Below are 23,240 nucleotides of genomic sequence, written 5' to 3' on the forward strand. Positions count from 1 at the left end.
GCGCCGCACGGCGCAGTGGCTCAGGTCGATGGTATGACCCTGGAGGCGAAGACGGACCGTCCCGGCGCCGACTACCGGTCGGTCGAGATCGAGGGTCCTCCAGAGCAGTGTGCCCGGCGGTGCGCGGACGAGTCCGAGTGCGCTGCGTTCACGTACGTGAAGCCGGGTGTGCAGGGCGAAAAAGCTCGTTGCTGGTTGAAGACGAGCGTTCCGGACGCCCGGCCGAATCCCAACACGGTGTCCGGGGTGAAGCAGTCACGGAGCTGGCCAGAGAACTGGTCGCAGCCGAGATTCACCACGCGAGACACGACACTGGCGGACCTCGTGGTACGGGTGGGCGACATCGACAACCTCGGCTTTGGGTGGCCGTGGGGCTTTAGCCCCTTTTCGGGACGCTCGACGCCACCGCATGCGTACCCGTTTGACCCGGGGGAGCGTGATCCGGCCGGCACCGATCGCATTCTGATCGGCACAGGATACGACGGCTCCCCACCCGATGGGCAGGACGGCTATTCAGAAGTGGCAGAGCCCACGCAAACCATCGAGTTGACGGCGGACCTGAGCGGCATCGACGTTGAGACCGTGGCGTTGATGCTTTTTCTCGATGACTTCCAGGCCCCGCGTTTTGGCACCAGGTACCAGGTGACACTCGACGGGGAGCGGTACCCGGTGATGGAAGAAGTGCTGAACGCGCTCAATCAAACCGGACCCATCGGCAAGCTCGTCACCGTCGAGATCCTGCCCGGCTACCACGATCTCCTGGAGGACGGGCGGCTCGCTCTGCGTATCGACGATCCGACGACCGGGGCGGGGGACGGGTTCGCCATCGACTTTGTCCAATTGCTCGTAAACCCCGACACGTTTCCTTCGACGGGAACGATCCGTGGTCAGGTGACGCACGCAGCGTCGGGAGCGCCGGTGCCGGGCGTCCTCGTCTCCTCTGCTCTCGATGCGGGAGAAACAGACGATCAGGGGCGCTACATGATTTCCGATGCTCCGGCGGGGTTGGTGGTGGTACGCGCAGCGAAACCTGGGTTTTCCTCCGCCTCGCAACCGGTCGATATTGAAGCGGGAACGGAGGTTACGGTTGATCTGAAGCTCGCTCCTCAGGACGAGACGTCTCAGATCGAGCAGAATCTGAACGTGGACGGCCGTGTCCGCCTGCGCACCATTCTGTTCGATACCGGTTCGGCGTCCATACAGGCTGAATCCGCGTCGACCCTGCAGGCCGTGCGGCGCGTCATGGAGAACCGCGCGGACACGCGCTTTGTCATCGAGGGCCACACCGACAGCGAGGGGCGTGCTGAATTCAATCGGACGCTCTCCCGGGATCGTGCCGAGGCCGTCCGACGCTGGCTGACCGAGCACGGCGTTGAGGCTAAGCGGCTGGACACGGTGGGCTACGGAGAGACGCGGCCGGTCGCACGGAATGACACAGCGACCGGCCGCCGCCTCAATCGCCGTGTCGAAATTGCTGTTGCAGAGTGACGGCGGTCAAACATCCACGCCCGTAGGCGCATTCAGTATGCGTCCTGCGCAGGGAGGTGCTGCGCGATCCCCGGCGTCTCAAATGTCCCCAGCTACCATGCCTCAACCTGATTCCTCCGATCGTCCCGCCCTGGTGCTCTTTTCCGGGGGACAGGACTCGACAACGTGCCTGTTCTGGGCGCTGGCTCGCTTCCGGTCGGTTCACGCGCTCGGCTTCCACTACGGGCAGAAACACGCCGTCGAGACGGAGCAGGCGCGTGCGATCGCGGAGAAGGCGGGCGTTCCGTTCGAGGTGATCAACATGGAGGGGACGCTCTCCGGCTCCGCCCTGACCGAGCACGACAAGGACGTGAGCGCGGCGCATGAGCGAAACGAGGACCTGCCCGCGAGCTTCGTACCGGGGCGCAACGCCCTCTTCCTGAGCACGGCCGCGAGCTACGCCTACAACCGAGGCATTCACGACCTCGTCGGAGGGATGTGCCAGACCGATTACAGCGGATATCCCGACTGTCGACGCGTGTTCATCGACGCGATGCAGACGAGCCTGTCTCTGGCGATGGACGAGGACCTGCGCATCCACACCCCGCTCATGTACCTCACAAAGGCCGAAACCTGGAAGCTGGCCTCTGATCTGGGGACGATCGCGGGATGCGACGTGCTCGAGACGGTCCGCGTAATGAGCCACACGGACTATAACGGGGACCGCAGCCAGCTGAACGAGTGGGGCTACGGACAGCTTGACAACCCTGCGTCGAAGCTGCGCGCGAAGGGATACCGGGAGGCGAAACAGAAGGGGTGGGTGTAAACCGTCGCCCACACCATAGCCCTCGGTAGGACGCCCGGGCCTGTTCGAAATTAGGGTGGAGCCGCCAGCCCGGTTCGGAACCCTCTTTGAGAACGTGCATTTCTACCTATCGCACAAAGATGCCGGTGCACAACACCGGTGCCCTGTATGGTGACGTGGCCGAGGGGTTAGGCAGAGGCCTGCAAAGCCTCGTACGGCGGTTCGAATCCGCCCGTCACCTCACATATCGCAGCACAGACTCCGAAACGCGCCCCGGAAGCCGATTCCGACGGGCGCGTTTTTCGTTTGGGTGGCGTACACGTATATTGAGCGTGATGCAACGAATGCCACCCTCGGACCGTCGCTTTACGCTCGTGCACACCTTCTCATGTCGCCTCCGACGCTAACCATTGACCGTGTGCGAGAGGTCGTCGTCTCGGCGCTACGTCCCTTTGCGTCACGCATTTCACTGTACGGGTCTGTCGCTCGCGAGGAGTACGACGCAAACAGTGATGTCGATGTACTCGTCGATTTGCGTCCCGCGTCGGAGCGTCCCGCTCTCGGGTTGAGGTGGTTTGAGCTTGAGCACGAATTGTCGGAGAAGCTAGGAGCTCGCGTGGAGCTGGTGACGGAACGCTCCGTCAGCCCTCACATCCGGCCATATCTAGAAAAAGATCGAGTTGTGCTCTATGAAGACAGATCAGGTGTACGTGGAGCACATCATGGACGCAATCCATCAGATTGAAGAGTACACTCGCGGTGTCGACCGGCACACCTTTGAAGAGAGCCGTATGCTCCAGGATGCCACGGTTCGGCAGATCGAAATTATCGGAGAGGCAAGCCGCCAGCTATCGGAGTCTTTTCGCACACAGGTTAGCGAGTACCGTGTCGCGCTGTTATCGGAATGCGGAACGGCATCGCGCATGACTACCTCAACATTGATCTGGACATTGTCTGGGAAGTTGTCCAGAATGACGTTCCCCTGCTGAAAGATCGGCTGTCTGAAGAGGGTTGATTGTGGTATTACGGAAGCCAAATGATCGTGTCCGGATGCCCTGCCTCGGAGATGGGGGCGATTCGCTCGAAAAAAGGTAAGAGATGCAGGATTCAACGTTTCCTGGTACCTTCAAGTCTGCGAAACGCTTCCACAGACGATCGTGACCCCGACATCGCAGATCGCAACCGACCGACCGGGCGCGCGCCGCGACGCCTTCTACCGGTGCTCCGGATTCGGATGATCGAACCGGCAGCCGGCCTCCCACTCCGACCGCTGGTTGCCATGGGCGGGAACGCCCCCGCTCTCCTTCAGCCGGTAGGCCGTGTGCATGAGGTTCCAGGTCATGAACGTCGTGTTGCGCTGGGTGAACTCATTGTCGAACCCGACCCGCGAGCCGTCGTCCCGCTCGTCGCCGTAGCTCAGCCCGGGACCGGCTTCCCCGATCCAGCCGGCGTCGGCCTGGGGCGGAATTGTATAGCCGAGATGCTGGAGGGCGTAGAGGATCCCCATCGAGCAGTGCTTGATCCCGTCCTCGTTGCCGGTAATGAGGCAGCCGCCGACGCGCCCGTAGTAGGCGTACTGGCCGCGGTCGTTGAGATCCGATGAGTTGGCGTAGAGACGTTCGATGACCTGCTGGCAGACGGAGGACTTCTCTCCGAGCCAGATGGGCGATCCGAGAACGAGGATGTCTGCCTCCAGCACCGTCTCGTAGAGGGCCGGCCAGTCGTCCGTCTCGAACCCGTGGTCGGTCATGTTGCCGTAGACGCCGGGCGCGAGGTCGAGGTCGACGGGCCGGACGATTTCCACGTCCACGTCGTTCTCTTCCATGATCGCGGCCGAGACGTCGATGAGGGTGCGCGTGTGCGACGGATGGGGAGACGGCTTGAGCGTGCAGTTAAGAAAAAGCGCCGAGAGGTCGCCGTAGTCGTAGGGCGACGCGTCGCAAAGTCGTTTCTGTTTGTCGCTGAGTGTCATAGGTACGCGGGAAGATGTGGAAGGAGGACGTCTGTTCCGATGAACGAAGGAGCGGAGCAGCCCCGGCCGGCGCCTACCGTTCCGGCGCCTACCGTTCCGAGAGGTCTTCGACGGTCAGGCCTCCGCGGCGGTTGACGGTAAAGACGGTCCCGTTGGGAACGGCGCTCCAGCCTTCATCGGTGATCCGCTCGGAGGCGAGGACGGAGGCGCGGTAGGACGCATCGTCGGGCGGATGCGCGTGCTCCTGGCCGCAGATCGCACAGGTGGGAACGGTGTCCCGTTCGAGAGACCAGAGCGTCCGGTTCAGGCGAGAACCGGCGAGGGTCGTGCCGTCCGTCCACAGCAGGTTCAGCCCCAGGATGTCGACGAGGTCCTCGTGGGGGAGCGCCTGCAGGTCGGCATCCGTCGGCTGCACCGTTGCATCCGCCCGCACGTCGCGGACGCAGGTCTGCACGTGCTGAATGGCAGACCGGGTGACGTCGTGGAGGGAGGCCTCGGGACGTTCGTCCTGTAGCTGTAGGAGAAGAGCCAGCACGTGCTCGCTATCGGTCGTTCCCTGGATGAGGCGCTCGTGGTCGGCGTCGAGCCGCTCAAGGAGCCGGGCCCGCACTGCCTCGAACGCCGGCACGTGTCCGTTGTGGATGAGGAGGGCGTTTCCGTGACGAAACGGGTGCGTGTTCATCGGGTCCGGAGACCCCACCGTGGCGCGCCGAACATGGGCGAAGATCGTCGTCCCTTCCGTAGCCAGTGCCCGTTCGCGGTAGTCCGCACTCTCGCCGGCGGGCTCGACCTGTCGCGAGCAGCCCGTCGTACCGTCGATAACATGTCCCATCCCCCACCCATGCGGGTTCGATAGGCCGCGGGCGTCCTCTCGGCTTTGCCGGATGAGCGCGTTCTGGGCATCGAGCAACTCGCACGCGGCGGTCGTTGGATGCGTCGCTTGCAGGCCGTAGAGTCGACACATACGGATGGAGGCGAAGCCGGAAAAGCCGATGAGCAGGACCCGTCCGTTCCTGCACGCGTCTCGGCGTTACGGCGCCCCCGCTGCCGACCCTCACGCGGGGCGGACCTGGTGCACCTGCGGGTCCTCGTCAACCCGTCGACGCAGAAAACGGCCTCTCCTCATGCCTACCGGTAGTCGGCCGGGTCGACCCCCAGACGGTCCATGCGCGACAGCAGGGTGGTCCGGTTCACGTCAAGGAGGTGCGCAGCCCCTTCCCCGCCACCGACGACCCCACCGGTCTGCTCCAGCGCTTCGATGATGTGCTGCCGTTGGACCTCTTCCAGAGAACGGAATCCGTCGCTTCCGGAGGCTTCATCGCTCCGAATCGACAGGTGCTCGGCCCGGATGATGTCTTCTCGTGTGAGGATGACGGCCCGCTCGATGATGTTCGCCAGTTCGCGGACGTTTCCCGGCCAGTCGTACCGCTGCAGCACGGTCATGGCCCCGGCGCTCAATCCGTTGACCGCCTTGCCGGTTTGCCCGGCGAACTTCTCGACGAAATGATTCGCCAGAAGCGGCACGTCGCCGTCCCGATCGCGGAGCGGCGGCACGTCGATGGGAAAGATGTTGAGGCGGTAGTACAGGTCTGCTCGGAAGCGCCCTTCCTCGACGTCCGTCTCCAGATCGCGGTTCGTGGCGGCGAGGATGCGGGTGTCTACCTCGATCGTCTCGCTCCCACCGACGCGTTCGAACTCCTGCTCCTGCAGGACGCGCAGCAGCTTCGCCTGTGTCTCCAGGGGCAGCTCGCCGATCTCGTCCAGGAAAATGGTCCCTCCGTCCGCCAGCTCGAAGCGACCGACGCGCTGCTCGGTCGCCCCTGTGAAGGCTCCCTTCTCGTGGCCGAACAGCTCGCTCTCGATCAGATTGCTGGGGAGGGCGGCGCAGTTGACCTTCACCAGCATGGCGTCGCCGCGGCGGCTCCGGCGGTGCACCGCACGAGCCACGAGTTCTTTACCTGTGCCCGTTTCGCCGCAGACGAGCACCGTCGTGTCCGTCTCCGCCACCTGGTCGATCGCGTCGAAGACCGACTGCAGGGCGTCGGACTGCCCGACGATCTCCTCGAAATTGTATTCGCTCTCGATTTCCTCCCGCAGGTAGACCTTTTCGGACTGAAGCTGGGTGAGCTGCTCCTCCGCCTGCTTCATCTCCTCCACGTCCCGCAGAATGAGCAGATAGCGCCGCTTGTCCGACACATGGATGCGACCGATCGTGGCCTCTACGCAGAAGGTGGAGCCGTCCGGTCGGCGTGCCCGAAAGCCCTCGGCGGCGGCGAGATACCGTCCAGCATCGGCCGGGTCGAAGTCGGCGGGCAGGGGCGTTTGGTCGTGGGTATCGACGTAGTCTTCGACGACGGCGGTGAGGTCGTCCGTGAGAAGCCGGGAGAGCGCATCGCCTTCGCAGGCGTCGGCGCTGCACCCGAAGATCTGCTCGGCCGCCCGGTTAAAGAGACGGATCTGCAGGTCGTCGTCGACGGTGATGATGGCGTCGATCGCCGAGTCGATAATGCTCGCAAGGCGCTGCTCACTCTCTCGCAGGGCGTGCTCGGCGCGGTTTCGCTCCTCGATCTCGCTGCGCAACTCGTCGTTAATGCGGCGGAGCTCGGCCGTGCGCGATTCGACTTTCTGCTCGAGGCGTTCGTTGGCCCGTCGAAGCGCGTCCTCGGCATCGCGACGGGCGCGCCGCTCCTGCGCCTCCCGCAAGGCCCGCTTCACCGCCGGCCCGAGCCGGGAGAGTTTGTCCTTCAGAACGTAGTCGGTGGCCCCCTGCTTGAGCGTTTCGATGGCGCGTTCCTCCCCGATGGCGCCGGACACGAACACGACCGGTACGTCGGGGCGACGCTCCAGCGCCATCTCCAGCGCTGCCATCCCATCGAAGGCCGGGAGATTGTAGTCGACCAGGATCAGGTCCAGGTCACCGGCCTCGAGGGCCAGTTCGAACCCGTCTCGGGCCGTAACGCGGCGCGCTTCGAATTCGATGTCTTCACTCTCCAATTCCGCCCGAATCAGTTCCGCGTCGGTCGCGACGTCCTCCAGCATGAGGATTTGGAGGGGCTCCTCACGGTCGGGCAGCCGGTCGACATCTGCACTCGGATCGATGGCGGACTCCATGGAGCGTCAAGAGCTCGTTGTTTCGGGGGTGCCGCTCGAAAGATAGGCACGAGGACGGAGAAGTGGAACGGCCGCCTCCTCCGTATGGTCGGAGGGAGGTACGGCGGCTGGTACGCCTCACGGTCTTCGGTCCTGTCATCGGTCTGCCAGGCCGTGGCGCGGTGCCGCGGAATCGATGAAACGATGAGACAGGGGGGCGGGGAGAGGGGGCAGGGGCGGCGTCGGGACTGGATCGGACTGCCGCTGGCCGGCGGCCGGGCATTCCTCGGAAGAGGTGCTGCGGGGTCGATGAAGGGATGGTTCGATGAGACGGGGACGCGGGGACCTGCTGCTGAACGCGAACCGTTCCACGCCGAACCGTCCCAACGTCTAACGTCCCAACGTCTAACGTATCCACGTCCAACGTCCCAACGTCTCAGCAACCCGTCAGCGGTCGCGGATGACGTTGCGCGCGAGCCAGTAGCGTCCGATGTCCTGGATGGCGTCGGTAAACTGGTCGAAGTCAACCGGCTTCACGACGTAGCTGTTTGCGCCCAGGTCGTAGCACCGCTCGACGTCGCAGGCCTCTTTCGACGACGTGAGGACGACGACCGGGAGATCTCTCGTTCGATCGTCGGCCCGGATGGCTTCCAGGACCTGCAGACCGTCCACTTTGGGAAGCTTTAGATCCAGCAGGACGAAGCGCGGCAGGTCGTCCGGGTCGCGGTCGCTGTACGCACCGCGGGCGAAGAGAAAGTCCAGCGCCTCCGCTCCGTCGCGCACGAGGGTCACGTCGCGATCGAGGTCGAGTCCGCGCAGAGCATGAAGCGCGAGCTCCGCGTCGGAGGCCTGGTCTTCGACGAGGAGGATGTCCGTGCAGGTACTCACCGGGGCACGCAGGGTCACGTTCAGGAAAAGCAGGGAAAGGGGAAGGTTCTTCGCGTGGGAGTCCTGCCGGCGCAATCCGTTACACCGAGAGGATCACAGACGCCGGGCGCGTGCGAGCCGCTACCCGGCGACATCAGGCACTCGCCTCTCCGAGCATGAACGAGAAGGTCGCGCCCTCTCCGACCTCTCCCTCCGCCCAGACCCGGCCGTCGTGCCGGCGGATGGTCCGCTCCACGATAGCCAGGCCGACGCCGGTTCCGGCGAACGAGTCTTCGTCGTGCAGGCGCTCGAAGACGCCGAAAAGCTTGTCCGCGTACTCCATATCAAATCCCACGCCGTTGTCGCAAACGGCGTAGACCGGGTCCCCGTCCTCCGATTCGTAAGCCTCGACGGAGATCCGCGCCGGATCCCGGTCGGCCGAAAACTTCAGGGCGTTCGAAAGGAGGTTGACGAACACGCGGCGGAGCATGGCGCGGTCGGCATGGGCGTCGGGAAGATCGCCGACACGAACCTCCACAGACCCCTCGTGGCCCTGCCGGGCTTCCTCGAAGGCCTCCCGGGCAAGCTGTTCGACGTCGACGCTGCGCCGGCGCATGTCCCGTCGCCCGATTCGGGACAGAGAGAGCAGTCCGTCGATCAGCTGCGTCATCTTCTGGGTGTTCTCGTAGATGACGCGAACGAGGCGCCGGCCCTCGTCGTCGAGGTCGTCGGCGTACTGCTCCATCAGCATTCGGGAGAAGCCGTCCACCGCACGTAGAGGCGTCCGCAGGTCGTGTGACACTGAGTACGTGAACGACTCCAGCTCTTCGGTCCGTTCCTGCACCCGTTGCTCCATCTTTTCGGAGTATGCGCGCACCTGCTGGACGAGGCGCGCCTGCCGGATCGCGATGGCGAGCTGATCGGACACCTCGCGGATGATGTGCCGCCACTGTCCCGCATACACATCCGGCTCATGACTCCCGAAGTTCACCATGCCGATGAGCTCTTCCTCGGTGATCAGCGGGAAGGAGACGTAGGAGCGAATATTTTCGTCGCGCCGGAGCCGCCGGGTGACGGCCGTGGACGGCCCCGTCTGGATGTCGCCCACCATCTTGGGCTCTCCGTCGAAGAGTTCGTCCGGGATGGGCAGCTGGTCGATGGGGAGCACCGTATCTGGACGGAGCTCCGTATCGCCGTGCTTCTGGTAGATGGCCAGAATTTCGGCCTCATCCCGGTCCCAGTGAAAGAGCACGACGCTGGCGCGGATGAACGGAACGAATTCCTGCAGCCGCTCGAGAGCGGCCGAGGCAATGTCGGAGGGCGACTGCGCCGCGAGAATGGCTTCGTCGATCTCGCGAAGGATTTCAAGACGGCGCGCGTACTCCCGCAGCTGCTCCGTCGGATTGTCGCTCGGGGGACCGGGCATGGGTGTGCGCTCGGGGATCGGGCTAAGGGTTGTGGGGGACGGGTTTCGGTCCGGCGCGGGCTGCAAACAACCAACCACGACCACCAACCGTCGACCCATCTACTGTCGATATATCGTCATACCGTCGAAATGTCGACGCTCACCGGCTCGTTCAACGCTAGTACTTCACGTTTTCTTCTTCCTGATAAAATATTATCAATCAGGGGTTTAACCATCGAAATATTCGGGGATCGAGCGGTTGGAACGGTCTTCTCCATGGTTACAGAGTGAACGCGAGACAAACGGCGCGTTCCGCGTGCCCATCGGAATTCCCATTACCGGTCTCCACCCTGCCATGCTTCAGAAAGTGTCTACTTCTCCTCCCGCCTCGTCTCGTACATCCTCGTCGGCCGGTGCGGATTCGCCTCCCGAGCCCACCGCGTCCGAGCTCGACGCCCTCCGCGACCGCGAACCGGATGCCATTGAGCGCTGGGTGTACGGGAATCGGCGCATCGTTCACCTTCTCCTTCTCAAGATGGTCAAAGACGCCGATGTCGCTGAAGAGCTGCTTCAGGAGACGTTCTACCAGGCGCTCCGATCGATCGAACGCTTTCGGGGCGACTCCAAGGTGTCGACCTGGCTCTGCAGCATCGCCCGGAATCTTGCCTTCCGGTACTTTCGCGACCAGGACCGCTACACAACCGCGGCGTCGGACACGCTCGAGTGGATGAACCACAACAACGAGTCCGCGAGCTTCCTTACCGACGGTGATCCCCGGGACCATACCGAACGAACCGAGCGCAAGGAACTCGTGCACGCCGCGCTGGCCGACCTGCCCGACTCCTACCGCGAAATCATTCAAATGCGCGACCTGGAAGAAAAATCGACGGAGGAAGTGGCGGAGGCGCTTGATCTTACCCGCGTAAACGTTCGCGTCCGCCTCCACCGGGCCCGGCAGAAGTTGGAAGGTCTCCTGCGTCCGCAGCTCGAAGACGACCTCCAGCGTACCGGCCGGCTCGCTCCTGCCGCGTAAACGGGCGGTCCCTGTCGAGGATCGAGCCGCCTCGCAGACCGACGGTCTGGCGGTCTCTTTCCGCCGGACCGACGCTCGCGCCGCAGTACGAACCGCGCCGTCCACCGTTCTCACATCGCCTGATGGAGTTGTCGCTGGAGTTCTGGTACATGCTGCCCGTGGCCATCGTTTTCGCAACGGTGGCCCTTGGATCGGGGGTGGAGGGGGCCACGTTCTTCTCCCCGTTCTTCATCCTGGCGCTGGGCCTGGAGCCGCGTACCGCCATCAGCGCTGGGCTTATCGTGGAGGTGTTCGGATTCGGCAGCGGCCTCGTCGCCTACATCCGCCGTCGCCTCATCGACTACCGAATGGGCGGAACGCTGCTTGCCGTCAGCATCCCCGCGGCCCTGGTCGGGACGTACGCGGCCTACTACGTGGCCGACGACATCCTGAAAACCGTTCTCGGCGTCGGGCTCGTGGTCGTCGCCGCCAGCTTTCTCCGATCGCCGACCGAGGCGGTGCGCGACCAAATCGACGCCGCCAACCGGCAGTCCCCCGACCGCGCCGAACGCTGCCGCCGCACGGCCGACGGAGAGGAACTCTGCTACACCGTGTTCAACCGTACCGAGGGGATCTTGTCCGGCGGCATCGGCGGACTCTTCATCGGCATGGTGTCGACTGGCCTCGGCGAACTGAACGGCTACCTGTTTCTGCAGCGGTGCCGGATCCCTGCCCGCATCGCCGTGGCCACGAGCGTGTTTGTGGTCGCCGTCACTGCGCTCACCGCCTCTGCCGGCCACGTGGCGACCCTCCTACAGGTCGGTGGCCCTACGGTCGAACGGCTTGTCAACCTGCTGCTCTTTACCGTCCCCGGCGTGCTCGTCGGCGGGCAGATCGGCCCGGCCGTTGCCGAGCGCATCCCGGAGCGTACCCGGGAGCTGGGAATGGGCGTCCTCTTCCTGATCGTCTCCATGATTCTCCTGGCGGAGGTCGTCCTCACATGAGCCGCCCCGGTCTCTTCTAACCCTGTCTGCTTCGATCCATCGTCGTTCTTACCAGTCGATTCTCCTTCTTCTATGCCCCAGCACAACAACACCTCTTCGGATCCTACCTCATACGACGTCATCGTGATCGGCGCCGGACAGGGAGGCGGGCCGCTCTCCGGTGCTCTGGCCCGGGCGGGCCAGTCGGTTGCCCTCGTTGAGCGGAAGCACGTCGGCGGAACCTGCGTGAACGAGGGCTGCACGCCGACCAAAACCATGATCGCCAGCGCCCGTGTCGCTCACCTTGCGCGCCGGGCGGGCGACTACGGCGTCGACACCGGCGAGATCTCCGTCGACCTCGAGCGAGTCCGGGCCCGCAAGCGCGAGATCGTCGAGTCGTTCCGCTCCGGCAGCCGCAGCGCCGTGGAAGGAACGGAGGGGCTGGACCTCGTCGAAGGAGAAGCGGCCTTCGTCGACCCGCACACCGTGGAAGTCGCCTTCGACGACGGCCCCCCGAGGCGACTTTCCGCCGAGCGGTTCGTGATCAACACGGGGGAGCGGCCCTTTATTCCGCCTATCGACGGGCTGGATGAGATCGACTATCTGACGTCGACCTCCATCATGGAGCTCGACACCGTTCCCGATCACCTGATCGTTTTGGGCGGCGGCTACATCGGACTCGAGTTCGGGCAGATGTTTCGACGGTTCGGATCGGACGTCACCCTCATCGAACGCGGCGATCAGATCGTCTACCGCGAGGATGCGGACGTCGCCGAGACGCTGACCGAGATCCTGCAGGACGACGGCATCCGGGTCCTGACGTCGACGCGTATGGACTGCACCGAGAAGCGGGCGGACGGGACGCTCTCGGTGTGCCTCGAGGGTCCGGATGCGCCGCAGCGCCTTCGCGGCACGCACCTGCTCGTCGCCGCCGGGCGCAGGCCCAACACGGAAGCCCTCAACCTGGACGCCGCGGGGGTCGAGACGACGGAGCGCGGGTACGTCGCCGTGACCGATCGTCTCGAAACGTCGGCGGACCATATCACGGCGATCGGCGACGTGAAGGGCGGACCGGCGTTTACGCACATCTCCTACGACGACTATCGCATCGTGCGCGACAACTGGCTCGAGGACGCCGGCCGTTCGATCGAGGGGCGGCTGGTGCCCTACACCCTCTTTACCGACCCGCAGCTCGGCCGCGTCGGCCTCTCCGAGGAGCAGGCCATGGAGCAGGGTCGCGACGTGCTGGTGGCGAAAATGCCGATGACCCACGTCGCCCGCGCGCTGGAGGTGGACGAAACGCGCGGCCTGATGAAAGCAGTCGTCGACCGCGACACGGGCCGGATCCTCGGCGCCGCAATTCTCGGGACCGAGGGCGGGGAGATCATGTCCGTCCTCCAGATGGCGATGATGGGCGGCGTCACGGCCCAGGAGATCCGCTCCTCCGCCTTCGCTCACCCGACCTACACCGAGTCGCTGAACAATCTCTTCAGCAACCTGGAGAAGCCGGAGGCTGTGACGGTGTAGAGGGATCGAGGGGGGACGGCTGGAGGGATGGACGTATGAAGGTGCGGGAGTATGTGCATCATCCGGGATCGCCTCTGCATCCCCACTGTGTTCTTCCGTCTCCGAAGAACACCGCGCCGATCACTCCGACCCGTCGCCGGTATCTGATCCGCTGGGGGGGGCGGCTCGGTGATGCGCGGTCGCGCAGTTCGACCAGCCGATCGACGATGCGGAGGACGAACCCGTCTTCGTAGGCCCGGCTCGGTAGCTGGGGTTGAAGCGCTCGCCGCGCTCGGTGACGGTCAGCAGACGCTTCAAAGTGGGCAGCGACTCCTCGGCGACGAGAGGTAGACACGTCCGCCCAAAAGGCTCTCACCCCCTGGTTTTAGGGCGTCTTCTTCGTCTTCTGATGCCACCCTCGTTCTGAACGGTGGGGACGAGTGGCGCTATCTTGCAGGTGGGACCGTCCCCTGATCGCTTCACTCGTGATCGCTTCAATCGGTCGAAGGCGGATATCCCGCTAGATGGCCTCATCGCAGTAGGGGCTATTCGGCAACCTGTATACAGTGAGCCGACGCCTCCAACAGTTGTCGTGGTCGATATTTCGCGGCGGTCCAGACGGAGTGGTTGAGCAGACGACTCGTCGTTCTTCGCAGGTTCTCTTGACCATTTTCGAACTGAACTGCCCCATCGTTGGAGGCGCGGCACCTAAACCGTTCATTCGGATTCAGTATCACAGGCAGCACAAAACGGAAAACGCGCCCCGGAAGCCGATTCCGACGGGCGCGTTTTCTATTTCTATCGCGTGCTGAACGGCTCAGCACAAGCCGCTTCGCACTCAGCACTCAGCACTTCGCATTTAGAACGGCGCGTCGTCCTCGAAGCTGTTGCCTCCGCCCTGCTGCTGGCCGTCGTCGTAGCCGTCTCCTCCCCCGTAATCGTCGTCATAGCCGCCGCCAAAGCCGCCCTGGTCGTTGTCGTTGTACTTGGAGGTCAAGTTCTCGAACAGCGCGTAGCGGTCGATGAAGGCAAGCTCAACGGTGCCGATCGGGCCGTTTCGCTGCTTGCCGATGATGATCTCCGCGATGCCTTCGGTGGAGTTGCCGTTCTCGTCGACGGTGATTCCGTAGCGCTCGGCACGGTAGATGAACGAGACGACATCCGCGTCCTGCTCGATCGATCCCGATTCACGGAGGTCGGACAGCTGTGGGCGCTTGTCACCGCCCCGGTTTTCGACGCTCCGGTTGAGCTGTGACAGTGCGATGACCGGCAGATTTAATTCTTTGGCCAGGCCTTTCAGGGACCGCGAGATGTGCGCGATCTCCTGTTCGCGATTCGCGCCGCTGCGGAGGCCACCGGAGGCCTGCATGAGCTGCAGGTAATCGACCACCACGAGACCGATGTCGTGCTCGGCCTTGAGGCGACGGCACTTGGCGCGGAGCTCCAGGACGCTAAGGCCCGGGGTGTCGTCGATGAAGATGTTGGCCTCGCTCAGCTTACCGGCCGCCCGCGCGAGGCGCTGCCAGTCGTCGTCTTTCATCCGACCGGTCCGCGCGCGCTGGGCGTCGACGCGGGCCTCGGATGTGAGCAGGCGCTGTGCCAGCTGCTGCGCACCCATCTCCAGCGAGAAAATGGCGACGCCGGCGGGGTTCGTCGGGTGCATCGCCGCATTCATGGCCGTAGCGAGGCTAAACGCGGTATTGTGGGTGACGGTGCCATCGGCGAGAAGGAAGCGGCCATTACCATCCAACGTAAAGCCGTAGTAGTCTCCTTCACCGTCCGGCTCCACCTCAATTCCGGTCACGCGCCAGTCGCGCCGGTCCGTCCATGGCTTCGCTTTTTTGCGCTCCACACGGACGGGAATCTCATCCACATTTCCGTTGAATCGCACGCGATACACGGTGGACTCGTAGCCGGTGGACGCGATTCGAGCTGTTTTCCCCTTCAGCGAGGTGCGATAGCCCAGCGTGTCGCAGAGATACTTGATCTGCTCAGCCAGGCGACGGTTCGAGTGCGTAATCTCGTACGCTCCGCCGTGTCCGGCATTCCTGTGACCATCCGTGTCAATCAGCCCAGCGAGGAGACGCAGTCGGTTCTCCCTCGAGTTACCGAGGTAAAGGTGCGGAATGTGTTTGTCGCCCAGAACACCGAGCGCGCGCAGGATCGCCTGAACGGAGTGCTCTTTGTCGCCGAGACCTTGATCGCCGCTCTTGATGAGGTACGCGGGACATGCTCGGTTGGCGTCATGCACGCGAATGGTGTCGCCTCGTGCTTCGGCCCGCTCATGCAGGTAGGCAATGACTTCTTCATCGGTCGAGTAAATCTTGGCGCTGTCCGATTTTCCATCCCCCAGCCACAACCCGAGAAGGTATGGATCCATCGGAACGGGATGCTTTGGAAACGACGCCGGGGCTTTGAATCCCTTGTTGTCGTTTTTCCACTTATCAGATTTCTTCAGGTAGTCGCGAACAGAGATGTCCGTGACAGATCCGCGCGGCTTGCGTCCACCGCGGCGGCTTTTCTTCAAGGAGAGAATGTGGCTTTCGTTCACGCGGTAGTCCATCCCGCGCTTCTGTCGCACCCAGTACATTTGCTCCCGTCCGCGCGCCAGCGATTGCACCGTGCGCGCCGCCCCGTCGTCGCCCATGAGCCGGTCGCCCACCTCGATGTCCTCGACGAGCTTCGTCTGTCCGTCCGCCATCATGACGGGGGTGCCTTTACCCAGGCATTTTCCCATGGATGGCCTAGCCGCGATAATGATAAGATCCGACGGCTGCCAGCCGCTCGTCATGTCGTCGAGCTTGGAAAATCCGCTCGGGACGCCCGTAATGCCGCCTTTCTGTCCATGGATGGATTCGAGCCGCTCCAGCGTGTCCTTGACCACATCGTTGAGCGGGGAGGCGGCCTTTCGAAGCTGGGTGTCGGAGATGGAGAAAATCTCGCTTTCCGCCTCGTCCAGGAGCTCGAAGGCGTCGGCGCCCGACTCATAGGCTTTTCCGACCAGGGTGGTCATCTTCTCGATCATCTTGCGGAGGAGCGATTTCTCCGCGATGATCCGCGCGTGGTACTCCACGTTCGCGGCGGAGGCGACCTGCGTCGTGAGCTCGGTCAGGTAGTACGCCCCGCCCACGTCCTCGAGGGCATCGCGCCGCTTGAGCTCCTCCGTTAGCGTGACCAGGTCGACCGGGTTGCCCCGTTCGAAGAGGTTCAGGATCGACTCATAGATTTTCTGGTGCTTGCTGCTGTAAAACGCCTCCGGGGGCAGCACCTCGATCGCCTTCGGAATGGCCTCCCGCTCGATCAGCATCGCGCCAAGGACGGACATTTCGACGTCCGTGGCCTGGGGCGGAACGCGTCCCGACTTCTTGTGCACGGCATCGGCCTGTTGACGACGGCGCTCGCTTTGTCGACCCCGCATTTTCTCGAGGGGATACGACGGGCGCGACGTGTCGTCGATGTTGATCCGTGGAGACTTGGACTGATCGCCGGAATCGGCCATGGCGAAAGCGTACAGGCAGATGGAAAACGCGTGGAGGGAACCCGTCGATCTCAGGCGAGAAGCATCGCCGCGGTCGAAGCGGGCCGGTTGCGGTACGGGCCGGACCGTCAGGACGTCCCGGTCAGTTCATCGTAGCGCGTCCGAACCAGCTTTACGTCCTCCCACGTGGGACGCTTCCAGTTCGAGTTGCGGAGCAGCGCCGCCGGATGGTACGTGGCGTAGAGCGGAATGCCGTAGAAGTCGTGCTCTTTGCCGCGCAGCGAACCGAGGGAAGAGCGGCGGTCGAGCATGGTGTTCGCAGCCACCTTTCCCACACACAAGATAACGGCAGGCTGGATGAGTGCAATCTGTTTGTAGAGAATCGGAATGTGCGCGTCGACCTCTTCGGCGAGCGGGTCCCGATTGTTGGGCGGGCGGCTCTTCAGAATGTTGGCGATGTAGACGTCCTGCCGCTGGAAGTTGATCGCTTCCAAAATTTTGTCGAGCAGTTGTCCGGCGCGTCCGACGAACGGCTCGCCCTGCTCGTCCTCATTGGCGCCCGGCGCCTCGCCGATGATCAGGAGGTTGGCCTCCGGGTCGCCGACGCCGAAGACAGGGTTGGTGCGGTCCTCGTCGATGGGGACGAGCGTGTTCTGCGCAACCCACTCTTCGAGGTCCGCGAGCGAGTCGATTTCCCGATACGGAGCATCGTCGGGGACGAGTGCTCCAACGCGTTCGCGCGGGGGGCGGGACGGGTCTTCGGTGGGATCGACTTCGTTGCCGAACAGGTCGCGGTTGGGCATAGAGGCGTCAGAAGGGGAAGAAGGAGCGGAGGATGCGCCGTCAGACGATCCGGTGGCGGTCGTGTCGGAGACGGTTGATGGCGCGGGCAGGTCGCCGGCGTCGGGGGATGCGCTGGCCGCGTCAGACGTCGTATTTTCGTCTGTGTCAGTGGGACCCCGTTCATCCGCCGGGCCATCCGCAGCATCATCCGTCGTTGCGGTCTCGCCTTCAGCGTCCCGAGATGCTTTGTCCGGCGTCGGCTGTGAGCGCGCGTTTTGGACGTCCTGCGCTGTCGCCGCCGTCGCGGTCTCCGATTTCGCCTGCGTGTCCCCGTCCTGCTCTCGCGCTGATCTCCCGTCTTCGGATTCCGGCTCGCCGAGCGGAACGAGCGGGCCGTGCATGGCCGCCTCGCGCTCGATCAGAGACCGGAGTTGCTGGAGAAGGGTGCGCATGAAGGCGAGGGTAGAGGGTGAAGCGAGAACACGGAAGGGGCCGTCAGGAGGCGTCCTGAGTAGTCGGAACGGGTCGCGTCACGCGGTCGATCAGCGCCCGGGCGACGGCACGCTTGGACTGTAGCGGCAGCGCCTCGGAGTATCCGTCCCGGTGAAAGAGAGTGACGCGGTTGGTGGTCGTGCCGAATCCGGCCCCCGACTCGGATGGATCGTTGAGAACGATCCAGTCCAGGTTCTTTCGCTCGATCTTGCGTCGCGCGTTCTCGGGGCCGTCGTCGGTCTCCAGCGCGAACCCGACAAGTGTCTGTCCCGGCCGCTTGTGCTTGCCCAGCGTCTCCAGAATATCGGGCGTCCGCCGCAGGTGCAAGACCCGTTCCTCTTCGTCTTTCTTTCGTTTCGAATCGGACGGATCGACCGGCGTATAGTCGGCGACAGCGGCTGCCATCACCACCAGGTCAACATCATTTCGTCGCTGTTGGACGGCCGCGTGCATCTCAGCCGTCGTGCGCACGTCCACGCGCTGAACCCCGGCTGGAGTGTCGAGGGACGTGGGGCCGGCTATGAGCGTGACAGACGCGCCGCGACGGGCGGCCTCACGCGCCACTTCGAAGCCCATCGTACCCGTAGAGGGGTTCGTGAGCATCCGGACGGGATCGAGCGGCTCCTGCGTGGGGCCTGCGGTCACGAGCACCTCCCGCCCGCACATAGAATCGTTCGGCTTCTCGCCCGACGGTGTTTCGTGGGGTGGTGCGTGGTGGTCGTCCCGATCGGCTGCGTACGGTCGGTCCTCCAGTTCGGTCCCCACCCGGTCGACGATGGCGTCGGGCTCCGGCATCCGTCCCTGGCCGACGAGGCCGCTGGCGAGTTCGCCGTGCGCTGCGGGCATGACGATGTGCCCATCCTCACGAAGCATCCGCAGGTTGCGCTGCGTCGACGGGTGGGTGTACATGTCCCGGTCCATCGCGGGGCACACCATCAACGGGCAGCGGGCGGAGAGTGCGGTGGCCGTCAGCATCGAGTCGCAGAACCCGTGCGTCAGCTTTGCGAGTGTCTGCGCTGTCGCAGGAGCGACCACGAGCACATCGGCCCAGAGGCCCAGGTCGACGTGCTTCGTCCAGCCCCCTTCATCGGTCGCGGGACCGTCGGGGAAGATGTCCGTCAGAACCTCGCGCTCGGACAGGGTGCCGAGTGTGAGCGGAGAAATGAAGCGGGACGCGCCCTCCGTCATCAACACCTGCACCTCGGCACCGGACTTTTTCAGCAGCCGGACAAGCACGGCCGCCTTGTAGGCGGCGATGCTGCCGGTCACGCCGAGCAGAATGCGGCGTCGGTCCAGGTCCGGGAGCGGGGACGACGTTTGGTGCATGGCACAGACGGGAGGCGACGAGGCGGTGTATCAACGCAAAACGCCCGTCAGACCCGCCGCGCAGAGCTTCGAGGCCCTGCTTCGACGCGCCGGTCGGGCGTTTGCCAGAACCGTTTCCGCAAGACTACTCTTCTTCCGACGGCTTGCGGTAGTAGAGCTCGTTGTTCAGAAACTCGCCGATAGCGACTTCCGTCGGCTCCGGCATTTCCTCGTATTCGAGGGAGACTTCCTCCTGCTCTTCCTGCATGCGAACGTCTTCCATCTCCGGGCCGAAGCCTTCGAAGTAGGACAGCTTGTCGTCGAGTTCAGACTTGACGTTCGATGCGACCTGGCGGGAGCGCTTGGACAGGATCGCGACGGTCTCGTAGATGTTGCCGGTCCGCTTCGCGAGCTCGTCGACGTCCAGTGTTTTAATAGCCATAGAGAGTCAGGGTCTGGCGTGCTTCGAGAGTTGGTGACGCTGCTGCCGGAGAGATTGGTCAGGAGTTCTCCGGTCATTAGCTTTGGACAAACCGATCGACGTGCGACAAGGTTTCCTCCACGGCCTGATCCAGCTCGTCATTGATGACGACGGCGTCGAATTCGCCTTTCATTCCCAGTTCCATCCGGGCGCGATTGAGGCGCGTCTCGACGTCGGCGTCCGTTTCCGTCCCGCGACCGCTCAGCCGGCGCTCCAGCTCTTCCACCGACGGCGGGGCAATGAAGAGTACCAGCGCGTCGTCCCCGAACGCCTTTTTGACGTTGATGGCGCCCTTTACGTCGATGTCGAGGAGCACGCCGCCGCCGACGGATTTCTCCGCGATCTCTGATTTTAGCGTGCCATAATAGAGGCCGTCGTACACCTGTTCGTATTCGAGCAGGTCGCCGTCGTTGATGTGTTCCTCGAACTCGTTGACTGACAGAAAGTGGTAGTCCCGTCCGTCGGTCTCTTCGGGGCGAGGGTCCCGGGTGGTCGCCGACACGGAGAAGGAGAGGTTCGGGCGCTCCTCGAGTACGCGGTGGGCGATGGTCGTTTTACCGGCGCCGCTCGGGGCGGTCAGAACGATTATGGAACGGTCGTCGGGCATTACGCTCGGCGCATTGACGGAAAAGGGTGGGAGGTCGGGCAGCGGGGCGTTACTCGACGTTGCGTACCTGTTCGCGAATCTTTTCGACTTCCTCTTTCATGCGGACCCCGCACCCGCTGATGGACGGGTCGTTCGCTTTCGCACCGATGGTGTTCACCTCGCGATGGATTTCCTGCGTGATGAACTTCAGCTTCCGACCGGAGGGCTCGTCGTCGGCCAGCGACTCGCGAAACATGTCGACGTGCGATCGGAGCCGAACGCACTCCTCGCTGATGTCGAGCTTGTCGGCCAGAACGGCGATTTCGGTCTCGATCCGGTCGTTGTCGATGCGTTCGTCGTCCATGATCTCTGCGAGACGGTCGCGGAGGCGTTGCTGATGTTCTCGGACGCGTTCCGGGGCCCGATCTTCGACGGCCTGGAGGTCTTTCTCAATCGCTCGCAGGCGGTTCTCGAGGTCATCTCGCAGGGCTTCCCCTTCCTGCGCGCGCATCGTGGCGAGCGCTTCGATGGCTTCCTCGGCGGCGGCTTCGACGGCCGCCCATGCCTCGTCGAGCAGCTCATCGTCGTCGGGGCGCTCCTCCGTCAGGACGCCGTCGAACCGCAGCAGGTCGTCCAGGGTGATCTCGGCCTCGATACCCGCGGCGGACCGTAGGTCGCGGAGCAGGTTGGCGTACGTTGCCGTGGCCGCCGGGTCGACCCGGTAGGGGACGGTGGTATCCAGGTTGGATTCTACGTCGATGTACACGGTGAACTGACCGCGTTCGAACGCGTCTCGCAGCGCTGTCTGGATCGCCGACTCCTTCTCGGCCAGGTTGCCCGGCATGCGAACCGAGACGTCGTGATGGCGCTTGTTGACGCTCTTGATCTCGACGGTCGCGGTGGCCCCGGCCCGTGAGGCCGAGCCGCGCCCGAATCCGGTCATGCTGTGAATCATGGAGGGAGGAGCACAGGCTCCGGTCTGCGGGAGAGGCGTAGTGTAGAGAAAAAGCCGAGCCGCCATGGACAGGCAACTCGGCTCTCGATGAAGGTCGAACGCCAGGATGCCGGGACGCCGGCGGCGTTCGATCAGGGCGGAGGGGGAGGGATTCGAACCCTCGGTACCGCGGAAGCGGCACACTCGCTTTCCAGGCGAGCCCCTTCGACCGCTCGGGCACCCCTCCAAATCGTAAAAACGTGCTATCTCGAATGTCATCTCCGGGCCAATGATCCGGCCCACCCTTCCCTCATCTGAAATTCGTTCGGTTCATTTCCGTTTACGCGTTGAGGCGTTGATGCGTTGAGGTGTTGAGTCGACCGAACGATCCAACGTGCAAACGATCCAACGGTCCAACGATCCAACGGTCCAACGATCCAACGGTCCAACGATCCAACGGTCCAACCCTCACACCTTCATAATCGCCTGTTTCTTATTCTCGAGCAGCTGGTCGGCTTTCTCCGTGTACGTGTCTGTGATCTCCTGGAGGTCCTCTTCGGCGCCGTACATGACGTCTTCCGAGAGGTTATGCTCCTCGACCGTGGACTTCAGCTGGTCCTTGATGTCGCGCCGGATGTTGCGGATCGAAATCTTGGCGTCCTCCGATCGCTCGCGGGCTTTCTTTGCCAGTTCCTTGCGGCGCTCTTCCGACAGCGGCGGGACGGGGATGCGGATCTTCTCGCCGTCGTTGTTCGGGTTCAGGCCGAGGTCGGCGGTCATGATGCCGCGCTCGATGTCGCCGATAGCGTTGCGGTCGAAGGGCTGAACGAGCAGCAGGTCGGCCTGTGGAGCGGTGATGCTCGCCACCTGATTCAGCGGCACCTGACTGCCGTAGTACTCGACCTTTACGTTTTCGAGCATTGCCGGCGTAGCACGACCGACGCGGATGGAGTTAAACTCCGAACGCAGAAAGTTGACGGCGTCTTCCATCCGTTCTTCCGCGTCGTCGAGAACATCTTGGACGGGATCGTCAGACATATCAGTACGGGAGAGAATGTGGGAAAGGATGTCGCACTGAGACCGCCGGAGGTCGCGCGTCGGCGGGTCAAGCTGAGGTAGGACGGGAGCAAAATAGCGCGGACGGAGGGAAATGCTATGCGCCGGCGTGTTCAGCGACCGCTTCCGAGTCATTCCAGTGGATGCGCGTGCCGACGCTTTCGCCGGTCAGCACCCGGCGCAGGTTGCCGGGCAGGCCCATGTTGAAGACGAGGATCGACATGCTCGATTCCTGGCACAGGGTGAAGGCCGTCATATCCATCACCTTCAGGCCGCGCCGGATCACCTCCTTGCCGTGGATGGTGCGGAAGCGCTTGGCGTCGTCCTCTTTTTCCGGGTCGGCGGTAAAGACGCCGTCGACGCGCGTTCCCTTTAAGATCACGTCCGCGTCGATCTCCAGCCCGCGAAGGGCGGCGGCCGTGTCGGTCGTGAAGTACGGATTGCCGGTGCCTGCGCCGAAGATCACGACCCGTCCCTTCTCGAGGTGCCGCATGGCGCGACGCCGGATGAACGGTTCGGCGATCTCTTCCATCTTGATACTGGATTGAAGGCGCGTCTGCAGGCCCACCTGCTCGAGCGCGTCCTGCAGGGCCATGCCGTTGATCATCGTGGCCAGCATGCCCATGTAATCGGCATGCGCGCGGGTCATCCCCTTCATCGCATTCTGGACGCCACGGAAAATGTTGCCGCCGCCGATGACGATGGCGATTTCCGCGCCGAGGTCGACCGCCTTCTTGACCTCCTTGGCGTACGTGCGAAGAACCGTTTCGTCGATACCGAAGTCGCGGTCGGTGCCCAGCAGGGCCTCGCCGCTGAGCTTCAACAGGACGCGGCGGTACGTAAGATCGGCGGAAGCGTCGGTCGACATGGGAACGTCGGTGGAGGTCCTGGCCATCGGGGATTCGAAATCACGAGATCAGGCGGGCGGTACGGCTACTACAATCGAACATCCGGCCCGCAACGTCCAGCCGACCGGCAGTGGTCCCGGAGGGTCGTCACGGGACCGGCCGGTCGGCAG

The 23,240-nt window shown here is 63.7% G+C and carries 20 protein-coding genes, 2 tRNA genes and 1 pseudogene; 9 read left to right on the plus strand and 14 right to left on the minus strand.

The features are described 5' to 3' along the window. From ACFCU0_RS07875 to ACFCU0_RS07900, 6 genes and pseudogenes are all read left to right on the plus strand, one after another. Positions 1–1,488 (plus strand): OmpA family protein (locus ACFCU0_RS07875; protein WP_434973117.1); only part of this gene is annotated, 1,488 nt, incomplete at its 5' end. A 97-nt stretch (positions 1,489–1,585) separates the two neighbouring features. After that, the gene (gene queC / locus ACFCU0_RS07880; RefSeq protein ID WP_434973118.1) at positions 1,586–2,293 is read left to right on the plus strand and encodes a 7-cyano-7-deazaguanine synthase QueC; all 708 of its coding nucleotides are present in this window, start codon (positions 1,586–1,588) and stop codon (positions 2,291–2,293) included. 149 nt (positions 2,294–2,442) lie between these two features. Further along, positions 2,443–2,513, plus strand: a tRNA-Cys gene (locus ACFCU0_RS07885). A 147-nt stretch (positions 2,514–2,660) separates the two neighbouring features. After that, the gene (locus tag ACFCU0_RS07890; RefSeq protein WP_434973119.1) at positions 2,661–3,017 is read left to right on the plus strand and encodes a nucleotidyltransferase family protein; all 357 of its coding nucleotides are present in this window, start codon (positions 2,661–2,663) and stop codon (positions 3,015–3,017) included. Beyond that, positions 2,995–3,078 (plus strand): annotated as a pseudogene (locus ACFCU0_RS07895) (hypothetical protein); the annotation flags it as partial. The gene ACFCU0_RS07890 and the pseudogene ACFCU0_RS07895, both read left to right, overlap by 23 nt. Before the next feature lie 98 nt (positions 3,079–3,176). Further along, positions 3,177–3,287 (plus strand): HepT-like ribonuclease domain-containing protein, encoded by a 111-nt coding sequence (locus ACFCU0_RS07900; protein ID WP_434973120.1) that lies wholly within the window; start codon positions 3,177–3,179, stop codon positions 3,285–3,287. Positions 3,288–3,485: 198 nt separating this feature from the next. On the opposite strand, the gene ACFCU0_RS07905 is transcribed toward ACFCU0_RS07900, so the two are convergent. From ACFCU0_RS07905 to ACFCU0_RS07925, 5 genes are all read right to left on the minus strand, one after another. Continuing rightward, positions 3,486–4,244 (minus strand): flavodoxin family protein, encoded by a 759-nt coding sequence (locus ACFCU0_RS07905; RefSeq protein ID WP_434973121.1) that lies wholly within the window; start codon positions 4,242–4,244, stop codon positions 3,486–3,488. Positions 4,245–4,332: 88 nt separating this feature from the next. Then, entirely contained in the window at positions 4,333–5,208 is an 876-nt protein-coding gene (locus ACFCU0_RS07910) for a class II glutamine amidotransferase (protein WP_434973122.1), read from the minus strand. Positions 5,209–5,372: 164 nt separating this feature from the next. Beyond that, positions 5,373–7,355 carry a sigma 54-interacting transcriptional regulator gene (locus ACFCU0_RS07915; protein WP_434973123.1) on the minus strand — a complete coding sequence of 661 codons (1,983 nt, stop codon included), beginning with the start codon at positions 7,353–7,355 and terminating at the stop codon, positions 5,373–5,375. Positions 7,356–7,781: 426 nt separating this feature from the next. Further along, the gene (locus ACFCU0_RS07920) at positions 7,782–8,222 is read right to left on the minus strand and encodes a response regulator (protein WP_434973124.1); all 441 of its coding nucleotides are present in this window, start codon (positions 8,220–8,222) and stop codon (positions 7,782–7,784) included. A gap of 133 nt (positions 8,223–8,355) precedes the next feature. Then, positions 8,356–9,627 (minus strand): sensor histidine kinase, encoded by a 1,272-nt coding sequence (locus ACFCU0_RS07925; RefSeq protein WP_434973125.1) that lies wholly within the window; start codon positions 9,625–9,627, stop codon positions 8,356–8,358. Between the two features lie 334 nt (positions 9,628–9,961). Here ACFCU0_RS07925 and ACFCU0_RS07930 point away from each other — a divergent pair, with 334 nt between their 5' ends. From ACFCU0_RS07930 to ACFCU0_RS07940, 3 genes are all read left to right on the plus strand, one after another. Beyond that, a complete protein-coding gene (locus ACFCU0_RS07930; protein ID WP_434973126.1) occupies positions 9,962–10,639 on the plus strand; it encodes an RNA polymerase sigma factor in 678 nt (225 codons plus the stop codon). 122 nt (positions 10,640–10,761) lie between these two features. Continuing rightward, positions 10,762–11,622, plus strand: a complete 861-nt coding sequence (locus tag ACFCU0_RS07935) for a sulfite exporter TauE/SafE family protein (RefSeq protein ID WP_434973127.1) — start codon at positions 10,762–10,764, stop codon at positions 11,620–11,622. 72 nt (positions 11,623–11,694) lie between these two features. Further along, positions 11,695–13,128 carry a mercuric reductase gene (locus ACFCU0_RS07940; protein ID WP_434973128.1) on the plus strand — a complete coding sequence of 478 codons (1,434 nt, stop codon included), beginning with the start codon at positions 11,695–11,697 and terminating at the stop codon, positions 13,126–13,128. Between the two features lie 838 nt (positions 13,129–13,966). On the opposite strand, the gene dnaB is transcribed toward ACFCU0_RS07940, so the two are convergent. The 9 genes from dnaB to pyrH all read right to left on the minus strand — a co-directional run bounded on the left by dnaB (position 13,967) and on the right by pyrH (position 23,090). Continuing rightward, positions 13,967–16,606, minus strand: coding sequence for a replicative DNA helicase (dnaB, locus tag ACFCU0_RS07945; protein ID WP_434973129.1), 2,640 nt, complete (start codon positions 16,604–16,606; stop codon positions 13,967–13,969). Positions 16,607–16,713: 107 nt separating this feature from the next. After that, the gene (locus ACFCU0_RS07950; RefSeq protein WP_434973130.1) at positions 16,714–17,820 is read right to left on the minus strand and encodes a uracil-DNA glycosylase; all 1,107 of its coding nucleotides are present in this window, start codon (positions 17,818–17,820) and stop codon (positions 16,714–16,716) included. 43 nt (positions 17,821–17,863) lie between these two features. Further along, complete coding sequence (locus ACFCU0_RS07955; RefSeq protein WP_434973131.1) at positions 17,864–19,186, minus strand: bifunctional phosphopantothenoylcysteine decarboxylase/phosphopantothenate synthase; 1,323 nt, start codon at positions 19,184–19,186, stop codon at positions 17,864–17,866. A 124-nt stretch (positions 19,187–19,310) separates the two neighbouring features. Then, entirely contained in the window at positions 19,311–19,607 is a 297-nt protein-coding gene (locus ACFCU0_RS07960) for a DNA-directed RNA polymerase subunit omega (RefSeq protein ID WP_434973132.1), read from the minus strand. Positions 19,608–19,683: 76 nt separating this feature from the next. After that, positions 19,684–20,253 carry a guanylate kinase gene (gene gmk, locus ACFCU0_RS07965; protein ID WP_434973133.1) on the minus strand — a complete coding sequence of 190 codons (570 nt, stop codon included), beginning with the start codon at positions 20,251–20,253 and terminating at the stop codon, positions 19,684–19,686. A gap of 49 nt (positions 20,254–20,302) precedes the next feature. After that, positions 20,303–21,187 (minus strand): YicC/YloC family endoribonuclease, encoded by an 885-nt coding sequence (locus ACFCU0_RS07970; RefSeq protein WP_434973134.1) that lies wholly within the window; start codon positions 21,185–21,187, stop codon positions 20,303–20,305. 137 nt (positions 21,188–21,324) lie between these two features. Further along, positions 21,325–21,413, minus strand: a tRNA-Ser gene (locus tag ACFCU0_RS07975). Between the two features lie 221 nt (positions 21,414–21,634). Further along, complete coding sequence (gene frr / locus ACFCU0_RS07980; RefSeq protein WP_434973135.1) at positions 21,635–22,204, minus strand: ribosome recycling factor; 570 nt, start codon at positions 22,202–22,204, stop codon at positions 21,635–21,637. 115 nt (positions 22,205–22,319) lie between these two features. After that, the gene (gene pyrH / locus ACFCU0_RS07985; RefSeq protein WP_434973136.1) at positions 22,320–23,090 is read right to left on the minus strand and encodes a UMP kinase; all 771 of its coding nucleotides are present in this window, start codon (positions 23,088–23,090) and stop codon (positions 22,320–22,322) included. Between the last annotated feature and the right edge of the window lie 150 nt (positions 23,091–23,240).

This window comes from Longibacter sp., assembly GCF_051155795.1.
Lineage (GTDB): Bacteria > Bacteroidota > Rhodothermia > Rhodothermales > Salinibacteraceae > Longibacter.

Bases quoted from the DNA above. Each gene is read 5' to 3' on its own strand.
- queC (WP_434973118.1), top strand. From the start codon at position 1,586: ATGCCTCAACCTGATTCCTCCGATCGTCCCGCCCTGGTGCTCTTTTCC.
- ACFCU0_RS07890 (WP_434973119.1), top strand. From the start codon at position 2,661: ATGTCGCCTCCGACGCTAACCATTGACCGTGTGCGAGAGGTCGTCGTC.
- ACFCU0_RS07900 (WP_434973120.1), top strand. From the start codon at position 3,177: ATGCGGAACGGCATCGCGCATGACTACCTCAACATTGATCTGGACATT.
- ACFCU0_RS07905 (WP_434973121.1), bottom strand. From the start codon at position 4,244: ATGACACTCAGCGACAAACAGAAACGACTTTGCGACGCGTCGCCCTAC.
- ACFCU0_RS07910 (WP_434973122.1), bottom strand. From the start codon at position 5,208: ATGTGTCGACTCTACGGCCTGCAAGCGACGCATCCAACGACCGCCGCG.
- ACFCU0_RS07915 (WP_434973123.1), bottom strand. From the start codon at position 7,355: ATGGAGTCCGCCATCGATCCGAGTGCAGATGTCGACCGGCTGCCCGAC.
- ACFCU0_RS07925 (WP_434973125.1), bottom strand. From the start codon at position 9,627: ATGCCCGGTCCCCCGAGCGACAATCCGACGGAGCAGCTGCGGGAGTAC.
- ACFCU0_RS07930 (WP_434973126.1), top strand. From the start codon at position 9,962: ATGCTTCAGAAAGTGTCTACTTCTCCTCCCGCCTCGTCTCGTACATCC.
- ACFCU0_RS07935 (WP_434973127.1), top strand. From the start codon at position 10,762: ATGGAGTTGTCGCTGGAGTTCTGGTACATGCTGCCCGTGGCCATCGTT.
- ACFCU0_RS07940 (WP_434973128.1), top strand. From the start codon at position 11,695: ATGCCCCAGCACAACAACACCTCTTCGGATCCTACCTCATACGACGTC.
- dnaB (WP_434973129.1), bottom strand. From the start codon at position 16,606: ATGGCCGATTCCGGCGATCAGTCCAAGTCTCCACGGATCAACATCGAC.
- ACFCU0_RS07950 (WP_434973130.1), bottom strand. From the start codon at position 17,820: ATGCGCACCCTTCTCCAGCAACTCCGGTCTCTGATCGAGCGCGAGGCG.
- ACFCU0_RS07955 (WP_434973131.1), bottom strand. From the start codon at position 19,186: ATGCACCAAACGTCGTCCCCGCTCCCGGACCTGGACCGACGCCGCATT.
- ACFCU0_RS07960 (WP_434973132.1), bottom strand. From the start codon at position 19,607: ATGGCTATTAAAACACTGGACGTCGACGAGCTCGCGAAGCGGACCGGC.
- gmk (WP_434973133.1), bottom strand. From the start codon at position 20,253: ATGCCCGACGACCGTTCCATAATCGTTCTGACCGCCCCGAGCGGCGCC.
- ACFCU0_RS07970 (WP_434973134.1), bottom strand. From the start codon at position 21,187: ATGATTCACAGCATGACCGGATTCGGGCGCGGCTCGGCCTCACGGGCC.
- frr (WP_434973135.1), bottom strand. From the start codon at position 22,204: ATGTCTGACGATCCCGTCCAAGATGTTCTCGACGACGCGGAAGAACGG.
- pyrH (WP_434973136.1), bottom strand. From the start codon at position 23,090: ATGTCGACCGACGCTTCCGCCGATCTTACGTACCGCCGCGTCCTGTTG.